General features: G+C 69.1%; 13 protein-coding genes. 5 read left to right on the top strand and 8 right to left on the bottom strand.

From position 1 onward, the window contains the following. The first annotated feature begins 145 nt into the window (after positions 1-145). Positions 146-1,054, top strand: a complete 909-nt coding sequence (gene bla / locus ACZ6NZ_RS05720) for a class A beta-lactamase (protein WP_465856109.1) — start codon at positions 146-148, stop codon at positions 1,052-1,054. A gap of 143 nt (positions 1,055-1,197) precedes the next feature. Beyond that, positions 1,198-3,357, top strand: coding sequence for a transglycosylase domain-containing protein (locus ACZ6NZ_RS05715; RefSeq protein WP_465856107.1), 2,160 nt, complete (start codon positions 1,198-1,200; stop codon positions 3,355-3,357). Positions 3,358-3,493: 136 nt separating this feature from the next. On the opposite strand, the gene ACZ6NZ_RS05710 is transcribed toward ACZ6NZ_RS05715, so the two are convergent. The 3 genes from ACZ6NZ_RS05710 to ACZ6NZ_RS05700 all read right to left on the bottom strand — a co-directional run bounded on the left by ACZ6NZ_RS05710 (position 3,494) and on the right by ACZ6NZ_RS05700 (position 6,362). Beyond that, on the bottom strand, positions 3,494-4,414 hold the full coding sequence (locus tag ACZ6NZ_RS05710) for a serine hydrolase (protein ID WP_465856105.1): 921 nt from the start codon (positions 4,412-4,414) through the stop codon (positions 3,494-3,496). Further along, complete coding sequence (locus ACZ6NZ_RS05705) at positions 4,411-5,343, bottom strand: LysR family transcriptional regulator (RefSeq protein WP_465856103.1); 933 nt, start codon at positions 5,341-5,343, stop codon at positions 4,411-4,413. The genes ACZ6NZ_RS05710 and ACZ6NZ_RS05705 overlap by 4 nt, the downstream gene beginning before the upstream one ends. Before the next feature lie 161 nt (positions 5,344-5,504). Beyond that, entirely contained in the window at positions 5,505-6,362 is an 858-nt protein-coding gene (locus ACZ6NZ_RS05700; RefSeq protein WP_465856101.1) for an NmrA family NAD(P)-binding protein, read from the bottom strand. A gap of 125 nt (positions 6,363-6,487) precedes the next feature. Between ACZ6NZ_RS05700 and ACZ6NZ_RS05695 the strand changes: the two genes are divergently transcribed. After that, entirely contained in the window at positions 6,488-7,378 is an 891-nt protein-coding gene (locus ACZ6NZ_RS05695) for a LysR family transcriptional regulator (protein ID WP_465856099.1), read from the top strand. Between the two features lie 13 nt (positions 7,379-7,391). Here ACZ6NZ_RS05695 and ACZ6NZ_RS05690 read toward each other — a convergent pair whose 3' ends face one another. Further along, positions 7,392-8,234 carry an SDR family NAD(P)-dependent oxidoreductase gene (locus ACZ6NZ_RS05690; RefSeq protein WP_465856097.1) on the bottom strand — a complete coding sequence of 281 codons (843 nt, stop codon included), beginning with the start codon at positions 8,232-8,234 and terminating at the stop codon, positions 7,392-7,394. A gap of 111 nt (positions 8,235-8,345) precedes the next feature. Here ACZ6NZ_RS05690 and ACZ6NZ_RS05685 point away from each other — a divergent pair, with 111 nt between their 5' ends. Both ACZ6NZ_RS05685 and ACZ6NZ_RS05680 read left to right on the top strand, forming a co-directional pair. Beyond that, positions 8,346-8,507 (top strand): hypothetical protein, encoded by a 162-nt coding sequence (locus ACZ6NZ_RS05685; RefSeq protein ID WP_465856095.1) that lies wholly within the window; start codon positions 8,346-8,348, stop codon positions 8,505-8,507. A 157-nt stretch (positions 8,508-8,664) separates the two neighbouring features. Continuing rightward, positions 8,665-8,949: a PH domain-containing protein gene (locus ACZ6NZ_RS05680; RefSeq protein ID WP_465856093.1), complete on the top strand. Its 285-nt coding sequence runs from the start codon at positions 8,665-8,667 to the stop codon at positions 8,947-8,949. Positions 8,950-9,108: 159 nt separating this feature from the next. Here the strand turns inward: ACZ6NZ_RS05680 and ACZ6NZ_RS05675 are convergent, their stop codons facing one another. From ACZ6NZ_RS05675 to ACZ6NZ_RS05660, 4 genes are read right to left on the bottom strand one after another with little or no spacing between them, the layout of a single operon-like run. Beyond that, on the bottom strand, positions 9,109-10,014 hold the full coding sequence (locus ACZ6NZ_RS05675) for a nitroreductase family protein (RefSeq protein WP_465856091.1): 906 nt from the start codon (positions 10,012-10,014) through the stop codon (positions 9,109-9,111). Continuing rightward, entirely contained in the window at positions 10,011-11,123 is a 1,113-nt protein-coding gene (locus tag ACZ6NZ_RS05670) for a hypothetical protein (RefSeq protein ID WP_465856089.1), read from the bottom strand. The genes ACZ6NZ_RS05675 and ACZ6NZ_RS05670 overlap by 4 nt, the downstream gene beginning before the upstream one ends. Next, positions 11,120-11,566, bottom strand: a complete 447-nt coding sequence (locus ACZ6NZ_RS05665) for a DUF4188 domain-containing protein (protein ID WP_465856087.1) — start codon at positions 11,564-11,566, stop codon at positions 11,120-11,122. The genes ACZ6NZ_RS05670 and ACZ6NZ_RS05665 overlap by 4 nt, the downstream gene beginning before the upstream one ends. Further along, positions 11,563-13,104 (bottom strand): phenylacetate--CoA ligase family protein, encoded by a 1,542-nt coding sequence (locus tag ACZ6NZ_RS05660; RefSeq protein WP_465856085.1) that lies wholly within the window; start codon positions 13,102-13,104, stop codon positions 11,563-11,565. Before ACZ6NZ_RS05660 ends, ACZ6NZ_RS05665 begins: the two co-directional genes overlap by 4 nt. Position 13,105: the final 1 nt, after the last annotated feature.

Raw genomic sequence — 13,105 nt, 5'->3', positions numbered from 1 at the left:
GGACCGAACCGGTCCCCAGATGAGGTCGCGCGATGCCGGATCGGCATGAAGATCGCGCCTTCTGTCTTCGACCGCTTGCGGGTTCCCTGCCAGGGTTCGACCGGGAGCTGTTCGCCGGGGCTACAGCATCAAACAAGGAGCGACGATGATTCTTCCGACACACCGAATGGTGGCCGCGGCGGCCGTGGTGTCCCTGGCCATCTACGGTCCCGCCGACACCGCTGAGCAACCGACGCGGGACGCTCAGGTGACGGTCTCCGCCGCTACTGCCGCTGATCGTCAGGGCCGCGAGTTCCGGCGGCTGGAGGAAAGCTTCGACGCGCGGCTCGGCGTCTACGGGATCGACACCGGCACGGGGGCGACAGTGCGGTACCGGGCCGACGAGCGATTCGCGTACACCTCGACCTTCAAGGCGTTGGCCGCGGCCGAGGTCCTCGACGGGACCACCGACGCCGAGCTGGACCGGGTGGTGCGGTACTCGGCGGACGACCTGGTGACCTACTCGCCAATTACCGAGCAGCACGTCGACGAGGGCATGACGCTGCGCGCCATCGCCGACGCCGCTATCCGTTTCAGCGACAACACCGCCGGCAACCTGCTGCTGAGTCACCTCGGCGGGCCGCAGAAGTTCGAGAAGGAGCTACGGGAGATCGGTGACAGGGTTACCGATCCAGCGCGTTACGAGACCGCGCTCAACGAGGCGACGCCGGGTGACCGGCGGGACACCAGCACTCCCCGGGCCCTGGCCGAGGACCTGCGGGCGTACGCCGTTGGTGGCACCCTTGAACCGGCGGATCGTGACCTGCTCAACGGTTGGCTGCGGGGTAACACCACCGGTGGTGAGCTGATCCGCGCCGGTGTGCCCGACGGTTGGGTCGTCGGAGACAAGACCGGCGCCGGCGGGTACGGCACCCGCAACGACATCGCCGTGATCTGGCCACCGGACCGCGCGCCGATCGTCCTGGCTGTGCTGTCCAGTCGCGACGAGAAGGATGCCGGCTACGACAACGCCCTCGTCGCTCAGGCGACGGAGGTCGTCATCGCTGCCTTGTGATGGTGACGGCCGCCCGGTCGTCACCGGGCGCGGCGCCAACGTCATGTCGAAACGCAGGGCGGCGGCGGTCGTCGGCACCGGCCGGGCGTCACCGGCGCCGTGGTCCGCTGTCGCCCCTGCATCGTGTGGATTGAGTGACCCGAATGCGCAAGAGAGATCATGAAGTCCTGGCCAACGCCGCGTCGCTGCTGATCTGTGGCCTGCTGGCCGGCGTGGTAATCGCGGTGGCGGCCTTTCCCGCGGTGACGATGTCCGGCCTGGCCGCCAAGGCGGGTGCCGAGACGTTCGGCGCGCTGCCCAGGGAACTGACCGTCGCCCGCGCGCCGCAGATCAGCTACCTGCTGGCCTCTGACGGCAAGACACCGCTGGCGACGATGTACGACGAGAACCGCCGCGACGTCACGCTCAAGGACATCGCCCCGATCATGCAGAAGGCGATCATCGCGGCGGAGGACCACGACTTCTACCAGCACAACGGTGTCGACCTCAACGGCGTCGCCCGTGCTTTCGTTTACAACAGCGCCGGCGCCAACCGGCAGGGCGCCTCCACGCTCACCATGCAGTACGTCCGGCTCGCCATCGCGTACTCGGCGACCCACCCGGCCGACGTGGTCGCGGCCACCGAAGACACCACCGCTCGCAAGCTGCGCGAGATGCGCTACGCCATCCAGATCGACAAGGAGCTTTCCAAAGACGAGATCCTCGAGCGCTACCTGAACATTGCCGCCTTCGGCAATGGCGCGTACGGCGTCTACGCCGCCAGCCAGGTCTACCTCGACAAGAAGCCGAAGGACCTCACGATCGAGGAAGCGGCCATGCTCGCTGGCCTGGTCAAGGCCCCCAGCGCGTTCGACCCCACGACCACGTTGGGCCACCCGCAGGCGGTGGACCGCCGCAACTACGTCATCGACAACATGGTCGAGACCGGCGCCATCACCCGGGAGCAGGCCGACGCGGCCAAGAAGGTCACGCTCCGGGTCCAGGGCAAGCGCGCCCCGAACGGCTGCGTCCAGGCGACCGAGAGGTGGGGTTTCTTCTGCGACTACTTCTACCGCTGGTGGATGTCTCAGGAAACCTTCGGCTCGACCTCGTACGACCGGGAGCGGCGACTCAAGAGCGGCGGCTACACCGTCGTCACGACCCTCGACGTGCAGGCCCAGCGCGGCGCCGACGCGGCGGTCCGCCGGGCTAAGAAGGAGAGTGCGAAGGAAGCCGCCATGGTCGCGGTGGTGGAGCCCGGCACCGGCCGGGTCCGCGCGCTCTCGGTCAACCGCACCTTCACTCTCGACGACCCGAAGAACCCGAAGAACAGGCCGCACAGCGACCCGGCACGGCGCAAGGAAGACAAGGACCTCCGCGGCAACTACCCGGCCACGGTCAACCCACTGCTGACCGGAGGCGACGCGATCACCGGCTACCAGGCCGGCTCGACCTTCAAGATCTTCACGATCGTGGCCGCATTGGAGAAGGGCATTCCGCTCAGCCATACCATCGATGCGCCGCAACGGTTCAGGTCGGAGTACGTCATCGACCGCGCCAGTCCCACCGCGTGCCCGGGCACCGACCTCTACTGCCCCACGAACTCCGACAAGAAGGCCGGCGGTGTTCTGGACATGTGGAGCGCCTTCGCCCGGTCCACCAACACCTACTTCGCCCCGCTACAGCAGCAGGTCGGCGCGGAGAACGTGGTGGACGTGGCCAAGCGACTCGGCATCCAGTTCCGGATCGACCGGGAGCAACGGTGGGCGAACGACCGTGAGGCCGCCCATGACTGGGGTGCGTTCACGCTGGGCGTGTCCGCCACGACTCCGCTGGAACTGGCCAACGCGTACGCGACCCTGGCCGCGGACGGTACCTGGTGCGCTCCGACTCCGGTGCAGCAAATCCGCGACCCGGACGGCAGGACACTGGATGTCGCCGAGCCGCGCTGCGAGAAGCGGGTCAGCACCGACGTGGCCCGCGCCGCCGTCGACGCCGCCCGCTGCCCGGTCGGCGACGACTCCGGCACCAGCAGGTGCGGCCGAAGCCGTACCGCCGCACAGGTGAAGGCCGCCGTGGACGCTCCGGTCGCCGGCAAGTCCGGCACCACCGACGAGGAGAACTACGCCTCCCTGGTCGCCATGACCAAGCAGTACGCCGTGGCCGGCATCATGGCCGACCCGGACTGGCCGCAGAGCACCGTCAAGATGGCACACAACCAACGCGACGGCATCAATCCGCCGGTCTACGAGACTCTGAAGGCGGCCATGCATGGCAAGCCGCGCGTCGACTTCCCGTCCGCACCGACGGAACTCACCCGATGACGTCGCCGGGATTCACGAGCGCCCCTCCCCTCCCGTCACAGCTGCCCGCGGACGTCACGGTGATGGGGTGAGGCACTGCCCGGCGGGCGTGGCAGGAGATGGAATGAGGGCATGCTGCGCGAGCGGCAAGCGCGCACTAACCCCACCAGGGCAGGGCGCCCGCCCGCAGGTGGTCGTGCAGGCTCCGGGCGACCTGGGCCATAGCCGCCTCACTCCCGGGTTGCGCGGCGGCGGGTACCCGGGAGGCGGTGAGCGCGGCGACCGCGTACGACTGCCCGTCGGCATGATCCACCACGCCCACCTCGTGCCGCAGGTGCAGCAGCGTGCCGGTCTTCGACGACCACCGGGATGCGTCGGAGGTGAAGTCGGGCGCAAGTCGCTGCCGGTGCAGGTTGTCGCCCATCAGGCCGCGTACCCGCGCGGCGCTGGTCTGTTGGATTGCCGACGGCCGCCAGAGGGCCTGCAGGAGATCGACGAAGGCCCGGGCCGAGCCGGTGTTGGCGCGGGTGACGTCGAGTTGGGCGACCGGGTGCCCCTGCCCAGGGCTCCCGGCGCTGATGGCGAGGGAGTGCGCCAGGTGCACCTCGTCGGGTCCGAGGCGTTCCGCCGGCGTCTCGGTGAGGTCTCTGACCCGATGCCGGACGGCGATGCCCTCGATGCGCAGTCGCCGTAGCTCGGCGGCGACCACGTCCGGTGGGGTGAGGTCGAACAGGACGTCGGCGGCCACCCCGTCGCTGATCGAGGTACTCAGGTAGAGCAGATCGTCCACGGCGAGTCGCGCGGGGTGTCGAAATCGGCTCAGCCCGGTCGGACCCAGGGTGGTGATCCGACCGGGTGCCACGTCGACCAGCATCGCCGGGTCGAGTTCCCCGCGCGCGACCCGTTCCAGCACGGCGACCGCCAGCGGCACCTTGACCAGCGACGCCGCCGGGTACGGGATGTGCGCGTCGAAGCCGATCTCCTCGCCGGTGTCGAGGTTGCGGACGAGGAACGCCCCCTGCAGCCCCGCCTCGTCGAGCAGATCACGTGCGTTGCGTACGACCGCGGTGGCGCTCATGCCGGTTCGTCCGCTACCCGGTGCTCGACTGTCGCGCCCTCGGTCGACGTGCGGCGGCCGTAGGGAGCGCCCAGGCATCGCGCGACATCGGCGTGCAGGACCGTCCGCAGCTGTTCGAGGTCCTCGCCTGTGCCGGCGGCGATGTCATATCCCCGCCGGATGCGAGGTTCGGCGAGGGGCCGCCAGTGCAGCCCGAAGTCCTCGGCCTGCTGCCTGGAGCAGAGCAACAGGTCAGGGGAGCCGAGGGCCGCTGCCGCAGCGTCAACGAGGGACGGGGCGACCGTCACCTGGGCCGGCGCCAACCCAACGGACTGGCCAGCGCGGGTCAACGGGTCCCGCAGGTGCGCGACGTCGTCTTCGGGCTGGATCAGGATCCGCCGGCGTGCCTGCGCCCGAGCTCGGCCGCTGCGCAGCGTGTCCAGGAACACCGTCGGCGCCGGGAAGGGGGTCCGGGCAGCCAGCCCGAGCGGAACCTGCCAGGACGCCGTCGCGTCGGAGATCGCCACGATCGCGGCGCTGACCTCCAACGTCTGGCAGAGCCGGGCGCGTTCCTGCGGGCCGGCCGGCCGTACCTCCAGGTGCATCCGCTGTCGACGAGCCGCGTTCACCAGGGTGGCGAGGCGGTGCGGCGGGCAGATCTCGGGCACGGCGATCCGCAACGGGCGCAGGCGGGCCCGCTCGGCGTCGTCGGTCATCGCGTCGGCGAGGTCGACCAGGCGTCGTGCCGTAGGCAGCATGTCCTGCCCGAACGGGGTCAACCGGACCGCCCGGGACGACCGGTCGAACAGCCGCGCCCTGAAGTGCTCCTCCAGTGCGGCGATGCGACGACTCGCGACCGACTGGGGGATGCCCGCCGCGGCGGCACCGGAGGTGAAGCTGCCGTGGCCGCTGACGGCGACGAAGGCCCGACAGGCAGCCACCATGTCCACGCGGCCAACCTATACCCAGCACGCATGGAGACGGCGGCAGAAGGCTCTGCCGGCATCGGCGTATCGCCGGGTCGAACGCGCCACGGGCGTCACCCGGTGGCACGTCTGATACGAGCGCGCGGTGAGCGGTGAACAGGTCGTCGAGCATTCACGAATACGTGTCATTCGCTCGAGCCGGATCCGAAGGCGCGGTCGGCCCACTCGGCGAAGGACGTCCAGCCCACCTCGGGGTGGGCGGTATGCAGCGAGGCGATGTCGACCTGGTAGCCCGGCCCGTTCAAGAACGCCCACATCGCGTGCATGTCCGGATTGGCGATCTCGGTCAACGGCACTTCCTCGTGGCGGACTTCGAGGCCCAGCGCCGCACTCAGTTCGGCAGCCATCTCGGCCGGCGTAGGGGCGTCACCAGCCAACTCGATGCGTTGTCCGACGTAGCGGCTGGGGTTGAGGAGAACCTGCGCGGCGAAGGCGCCGTGGTCGGTGCGGGCGATTTGCTGCAGAGGCCGATCCGCCGGCAGCGGCACATGGAGCACACCGTTGCGGATGCGATCCACGCCACCGAGGGCGTTGTCGAAGAAGTATGTCGGTCCCAAGATCGTGTAAGGGACATCACCGGCAGTCAACTCGGCTTCGATTCGTTCCTTGCTGCCAAAGTGCGGCACACCGCTCGCTTGGCTGGCGCCAGCTACCGAGCTGTAGACCAGATGCGGCGTTCGGGCTTCGGCGGCGGCTGCCAGGATCGCCAGCCCCTGGGCCACCTCAGCATCGGTGCCCTCCTCGAATGGAGTCGTCAACGCGAAGGTGGCCGCCGTGCCCGCCATGGCTGCGGTGAGCGACCTGCGATCATCCAGCGAGCCTGCGACCACTTCGACGCCCAGGTCGGTCAACCGACGAGCCGCCGCCCGCTTCGGGTCGCGGACCTGAGCCCGCACGCGGGCCTTGAGGCTCAGGAGCGCCTCGACAACAGCACTACCCTGACCGCCGGTCGCTGCGAGCACTAAGATCGGTGCATCGGACATGAAAATACCCCTATTCGGTGACTTAGTCGGCGCAGCCTGGGCTGCTCGGGTTTCGCGGAGCGCGTTGAGCATCCGCGGCGCCGCTGTCCGGACAGCGTGCGGCGCCGCCATGTCATGCTGGTCCGATGGCGGACGTGGACCTGCGGCAATTGCGTTACCTGGTGGCTGTCGCCGATCAGGGCGGCTTCTCCAACGCCGCGAGTTTGCTCACAATGACCCAGCCCGCGCTGTCCCGCGCCGTAGCGGCGCTGGAACGTGCTGTGGGAGTTCGGCTGCTCGACCGTACGCCCCGCGGAGTGGTGCCTACCCCCGCCGGGAAGGTGCTGGTCGGCCAGGCACGAGACATCATCGGTCAGGTGGACAGCGCATTGCGGCAGACCCGCATGGCGGGCCGTGCGACTCCGCCGCTGCGGATCAGTTCGCGCGGTTGCGACATGGTGGTTCTGCACGAGTTGATCGGCGACTATCGGGCCAATTACCCCGGTGACCACGCCGAGCCAATCGAGGCGGACTGGCAGACCCAGCTTGATGAGCTGCGTACCGGCGTAACGCAGATCGCTCTGGTCAGCGGCGAGATCGAGCCGGAGGGCTTGGATTCGGAGATTCTGACGAGCTATGAGCGCGTCGCGCTGGTCTCCGCCTCGCATCGGCTGGCTGACCGTCGAGTCGTCGACCGCGCCGAGCTGCTGCCGGATCCGGTGGTTCTCTGGGCCGGCAGCAGCTCGGCGGAACGACGTTACTGGCTGGGCGTCCGGGCCGACAGCGACGGCGGCGTCGTGGCGGGCCCGCAGGTCAACGACCCACACAAGTTGATGGCGCACGTCCGTCTGGGCACCGCGATAGCGTTCCTGCCCCGGCCTTACCTGGACCACAGCGGAATGCCAGCCGGTGTCGCTGCCCTCCGTGTCGAGGGTCTGGCTCCGGCCCCGGTTCGGCTCGTCTGGGCGAAGGACCAGATCTCACCCGCCGCAGCCCGATTCGTAAGGTTCGCCACCGCGGCCCACGTTGCTGCATGAACGCCCAGACTGTTCACCGCAGGGCGACCGCGAGGGTTCGGGCGGTCAAGCTGCTCGCCGCCGACCGCAAGGCTGGCGTCAGCTGATCCGCCAACGCGTCGGCGGAAACCCGGCCCTGGCCGACGATCAGACCGGTGCGACCAGCGAAACTCGGATCGGTCGCGGCCCAAATGATCGGGTCCGCCGCCGCCTCCGACGGAGTCTGAACGCTCTGCCGAATCTGCTCCCAGTGTTCCCGCAGTGCCGGGGGCAGGATCTCGGGCGTCATCTCGGCGGCGTTCGGGGTAGCGGCGGCGACAGGGTCGGCCGCCAGGACCGTCACACCACGATCGGCCAGGCGCTCGGCGAGGTCCAGGACGTACGACAGGTGCGCGAGCTTGGCCCGGCCCGACGCGGGCATGCCGTAGTACTCGCCGGTCACGGCGGCCTCTCGGTATTCCAACTCCCCCGCCAACGGGACCGTGGTGATCGACGACGAGGTGACGGCGACGACACGACTGCCGGCGCCCAAGGATCCGAGCAGGTTCTCGGTGAGCACGAGCGGCGACAGGTGGTTCAAGGCGAAGACCCCGTCGATGCCATCGGCGGTCGTCCACGGACGTACCCACATTCCACCAACGTTGGTGACGAGCAGGTCGATCGCGCCCTCATCGGCGAGCCGGGCTGCCAAGGCGCGGGCCTCGCCGAGCACCGAGAGGTCGACGCGCAGGAACCGACCGTCGATCTCCTTCGCCGCGGCGGCACCACGGCCCTCGTCACGGCCGACGATCGTCACCGCGTACCCGTCAGCGGCGAGGTGGCGGGCCACCGCCAGACCGAGGCCACCCGTCGCTCCGGTCACGACAGCCTTTTTCATGGTTGATCCCTCCGATACGCAAACCGTTCACAAAAAACTTAAGCGGAGGATTGTGAGTGCGCCAATACCGTTCAAACATGCTCGTTATGCCCGACCGGCATTCCCGGGCTGGTGCCACTCACCGACTTCTTCGCCGCCGACGGCTTCCACCCCTCCCGGGTGGGCTACCGGGCCTGGGCGCGACCCATCGCCTCCCAACTAGCAACGGTGTTGGAACTGCGCGACGCCGCGCGCATGCTCGCCCTCGACGCCATCCGCGCCGCTGCCCGATGACCAACCCGGCTACCCCTCCGGGCGGGGCGCTTCCGGCCCGACGGCCGCCGGGAGCTCACTGTGCGCATGTGGGCGATGCCGCACTGATTCGTCATGCTCGAGATCCCGACTACAACAGTTCGGCATCGTGCTCGGATGCCTACTCGTCACAAGCGGCATGGCCGGTATCTGGCGGGCTCTTCGACTCGGCGTGGTAATCGACGGAGTGGGCGTCCGTGTCCGCGGTTTCGACAGCCGTTACCAGCGCACACCGTGGAGCGCGATCCAGTCGGTCGACTGCGCACAGATCGACGTACGGGGAGGCTTGCCGCTCTACACTCCCGTCCTCCGTCTCGGCGACGACGACATGCCGCTATCGGCGCTCGGCTCGTACTCGCGCCAGGACGCCACGCGCAAGGTCGAACAGCTGCGGAGCCTCAAGGCCAGCGCCGCGCGTTCCTGACCGGCGGCGCAGAGGCGGGCGCCCGACCAGCGGCAAATCAGGACGGCTGTCTCGGCCATGGAGTGGGGCCTGCGGCATTCAGAGGACGACCCATTGCCCCACCGCCGTTGACGATCAGCGCAACCCTGAAGCTCGCACGAGGCTGACGATTGCAGTGATCTATCGCTCGCCGCGGCGGGCCGACCGGACCGGGGCGATGCGGGGTCGGCCGACGCGAAACACGGCGAGCGGAAGGCCGGCGACCCGGTCGGCGAGCCGGCCGGCGGTCGCGGGGCAGTCGATGAGCTGGCTGAGCGGATGGACCGCCAGGCCGTGCCGGGCGAGAGCCAGCCACGTACGCAGCAGACGTCGGCCTGAGCTGATCTGGTCGTCGCCGTCGACGGCGAGGAGGACCAGGACGCTGCCGTCGTAGCGCAACACGGCGCGACCGCTGGCGGCCAGCAGCGCCGGCAGGCCCAGTCGGCGGGTGACCGGGTACGCGCGCAGCGCGGCGGACAGGACACGCGCCTCGGTCCGGGACAGGCTGAGCGCCCGGTCCGTGAGTCCGTCGAGGTGATACCGCGGATGGCGTGGACTGAGTCGCAGCCAGTCCCGCAACTCGACGGCGACGGCAGGGGTGCGGAACATCCACCGGTCGGCGACGGCCAGGTCCGATACGAGATCTCGGGTCGGGACGTGCGCGACACCCGGCTCGAGATCGGCGAGGACGGCGTCGTCGACGTACCCGGGTGCGTATGGACCACGGGCGACCCGGCGGGCCTCGATGTCGGCGATCGTGAACGGAGTCGCGTACCTGTGTGCCGCGGGGACCAGTCGTGGACCGGGTGCCACGGTGACGGTGAGGCCGAGTTCGGCGGAGACGATGAGGCATGTCTCGACGAACGCGCCGATACCGAGGGTCAGGTCACGCCCGGTCGGGTCGGAGTCGGGCAGGCGGCACGCGGGATCAACGTCGATGGTGATCTCGTCGGCGTGGTATTCCGGTCGCCACGGCTGCGTGTTGTGTGCGCTTGGTGCCCGGCGGCAGATCGCCTCGGTAGCCCGCAACTGCTCGACCCAACTCACGCCGCTGTTCCTCGCTCGTAGAAGGTGTACCCGTGCAGTGGCCGCCCACCCGCGCGGCGGTACTGAGCGGCCGAAGCGACGTTCGTCCGCTCGACGAAGGTGCTGCGCAGCGTCCGGTAGCCGTTGCGGGCGAGGTTGCGATGCAACTCCCGGGACAGCAGCGTCAGGTACCCGTTGCCCTGCTCGTCGGGAACGGTGCCCTTGATGATGAGGACCGCGTCCCGCCGGTACCGGCCGCGGGTGGCGAGAAGCCGGAGCTGATTGAGTACGCCGAGCCGACCGCCGACGCTCATCAGGTAGTCGGAGATGTCCGGCACGGTGACGACGAACGCGACGGGTCGGCCGGCCTTCTCCAGCCAGAGCAGCAGCGCCTCGTCGAGGAGGAACGCCAGTCCGTCGGTCTGCTCCGCCAGTTGCTCGGCGGAGATGTCGGTGTAGTAGCCCAACTGCGCGAAGCTCGCGTTGAGCATCCGGCGCAGGATCGGCAGTTGGCTGCGCAGATGCCACCGGGAGCCGTGCCGGATGACGAGCCGTTCGGCGGCCATCCGAGCATCGTCGAAGGTGAACCCATGGTCGGTTCCGGCCGGAGCACCGGCGCCGGGCCGAGCAGCCGTGGCCGTGCCGGCGAGGTCGACCAGCCAGGTGTCGGCCTCGAAGCGACGGTGGAAGCCATGCCGCTCGTACATTTCGGGGTAGTAGGCGGGGTTCCACGCCGAGTCCACGAAGCCACGGTCGGCGAAGCCGGAGGTGATCACCCCGCCGGTCTGGTTGGGCAGCAGGGCCACCGGCCCGAACAGGTGTCGACCGTCGGCCCGGGCCGCGACCGCGTCCATGATGGCGGTGAAGACATCGTCGTCGTCGACGAACTCGGTGTGCCCGAACAGCTGTCGTTGGCCGATCTTGTCGTCGAGGGGCGCGCTGCGGTGCATGCTGGTGCGTCCCACGACCTCGCCGCGTCGGTCGCGGACCACGAACAGTTCGGCGGCGTCCCGGTGGGCCGCGATGACCGAAGACACCAGGGGTACGTACCGGTCGGTCGGGTGGAGCCGGAGCGGGAAGTCGACGAATGCGCACAGGTCGGCCCGCGACTGCACGGGGTCCACTCTCATCCGCGGTGCACCGGCGGGCCGGACGTCTCATGCGAGAGCGGCGTGAACGTGGGTATGTGTGCCATGACGTCGGCCTCGGCGCGCCAGATGCCGTTGCTGTAGCCCTCGGGCTCGGCGTTGTAGAGGCGGATGTAGCCGCCTGTCGCGTTCTTCGTGCCGTGATCGGTCACCCAGCACATGAGGTCCCGGTGATGACGGCTGCGGGCGAACGTCAGGAGCGCGTCGCGGTCGCTGAAGAAGGCGATGGTGCCGAGCGTGAACGGGAACTGGTAGTAGACGGTGTGCCAGCGGTATCCGTCCATCCGTCTCATCTGCCGGACCATTCGGATCCAGGTCCGGGTGAGCGTGATGATCGAGCGCGGCCCCCGGTAACGGGTGGCGCCGACGAACATGGCTGTCGCCTGGCCCACCGCGGGCGCGGCAGAGAAGTCGGTGGTCCTCATGCCGGGGCGCCCTTCACCAGGTAGACGTTCTTGATTCTGGACGCCACGTCGGCGAACGGGCCGGTGCCGTACTCGTGGACCTCCACCCGCAGGTCCGCCGCGGTCGGGTCCTCGGCGAGGGACTCGGCGAAGTCCCGGCTGACCTCGGCGAGGTGGCGCAACACCCCGGCGCGGCAGGTGTCGGTGAGGGTTCGCCGCTGCACCGGGTCGAGCGCCAGGCCCTCGCGAAGTTGCAGGTTGACCACCGGCCGGCTCTCCAGGTCGGCCTGCTCGGTCACCGCCAGGCAGAAGCTCTGCAGCAGGTGCGCCTGGGGATTGCCCGCGTAGAGGCCGTACTCGACGTCCTGCGGGTAGATGTTGGCGCCCATGTAGGAGATCGTGCTGTCCTTACGGCCGTACAGGAACAGCAGTGGTAGACGCATGCGGTCGACCTGCCAGGCACGGTCCGCGGCGGCCCGCGCCGCGGGGTCGGCGATCGCGGCCAGGACATCCGGGTACGAGATCAGGCGGCCCTCGTCGCCGATGTTGTAGCGGACCCGGGGATTGAGCACCGCCGTGGAGTTGATCGTGCAGAGCAGCTCGTGGTCCGCTGTGGTCTCCAGGTAGGTCTCCAGCGGGTTGTACTGGAAGACCATCGGCAGCCGGTGCTCGTCGGCGCCGAGCAGCGCGGTCCGCAGCGCGGCGTCGGTACGCAGCTGTCGGCGGACCCAGACGCTGAAGTCGCTCTCCCCCGCCATGCCGATGGTCAGGTCGCTGGCCCCGTAGCCGGAGCGCACCTTGACGAAGCGCTCCTCCAGGTAGTCGCGCAGCGCTTCGGTCATCCCCTCACCGCCGACGAGTCCGCTGATGCGGTATTCGGCCCAGGGAAAGTCATCGGCGTCGAGCTGGTCGCGCAGGTGCTTGAGGAACGGCGGGTAGGCGGTGACGATGTAGTCGAAGCCGGGGCCGAAGTACAACAGGGTGTCGACGATCTTCCGCAGGTCGGGTCCCGTGTTCTTGACCATCGCGATCGCCGACATGGCGATGCCGGTGTTGGTCCCGGTGGCCCAGGCGCCCATCGAGTACGCGTTGATGACGAAACGCCGTTCGGACGGGAACACCATCGTCGCGTAGCCGGCCAGGTTCTTGTGCACCGAGCGCAGCTCACGGCGGCTGCGGATCCAGTTGAACGGCTGGCCGGACGAGCCCGACGACTCGTCGACCACGCTGCCGGCGATCTCGATCTGCCCGTGCCGGCAACGCTGCGCCTCCGGGTACGCCTGCACGTACGACCGCTTGTCGGTGGGCGGGTAGGACGACAGATCGAACCAGCGGAACCGCCAGTGGTGGCGGCGGAGGAAGACGCCGTACGCGGGCACATCGATCGCGGCGAACTGACAGGTCATCCAGGCGTGTAGCCGGGCGAAGCGGCCCATGTAGGGACGGTACTGACGTGCCGTGAGCCGCCACACCGCCGGATGGATCCGGTAGAGGGTGTAGAGCCAGGTCAGGGCGAAGCTCGCCGCCCGTAGGGTCCACCGACGCAGGAATGTCACCACG

Source organism: Micromonospora sp. NPDC047756, assembly GCF_055587245.1.
Note: the sequence above shows the minus strand (reverse complement) of the source record. Positions and strands in the feature narration are given on the sequence as shown.

What these genes read in the sequence shown, in the direction of transcription:
- bla (WP_465856109.1), top strand. Translation starts at nt 146, where the DNA reads ATGATTCTTCCGACACACCGAATGGTGGCCGCGGCGGCCGTGGTGTCC.
- ACZ6NZ_RS05715 (WP_465856107.1), top strand. Translation starts at nt 1,198, where the DNA reads ATGCGCAAGAGAGATCATGAAGTCCTGGCCAACGCCGCGTCGCTGCTG.
- ACZ6NZ_RS05710 (WP_465856105.1), bottom strand. Translation starts at nt 4,414, where the DNA reads ATGAGCGCCACCGCGGTCGTACGCAACGCACGTGATCTGCTCGACGAG.
- ACZ6NZ_RS05700 (WP_465856101.1), bottom strand. Translation starts at nt 6,362, where the DNA reads ATGTCCGATGCACCGATCTTAGTGCTCGCAGCGACCGGCGGTCAGGGT.
- ACZ6NZ_RS05695 (WP_465856099.1), top strand. Translation starts at nt 6,488, where the DNA reads ATGGCGGACGTGGACCTGCGGCAATTGCGTTACCTGGTGGCTGTCGCC.
- ACZ6NZ_RS05690 (WP_465856097.1), bottom strand. Translation starts at nt 8,234, where the DNA reads ATGAAAAAGGCTGTCGTGACCGGAGCGACGGGTGGCCTCGGTCTGGCG.
- ACZ6NZ_RS05680 (WP_465856093.1), top strand. Translation starts at nt 8,665, where the DNA reads ATGGCCGGTATCTGGCGGGCTCTTCGACTCGGCGTGGTAATCGACGGA.
- ACZ6NZ_RS05670 (WP_465856089.1), bottom strand. Translation starts at nt 11,123, where the DNA reads ATGAGAGTGGACCCCGTGCAGTCGCGGGCCGACCTGTGCGCATTCGTC.
- ACZ6NZ_RS05665 (WP_465856087.1), bottom strand. Translation starts at nt 11,566, where the DNA reads ATGAGGACCACCGACTTCTCTGCCGCGCCCGCGGTGGGCCAGGCGACA.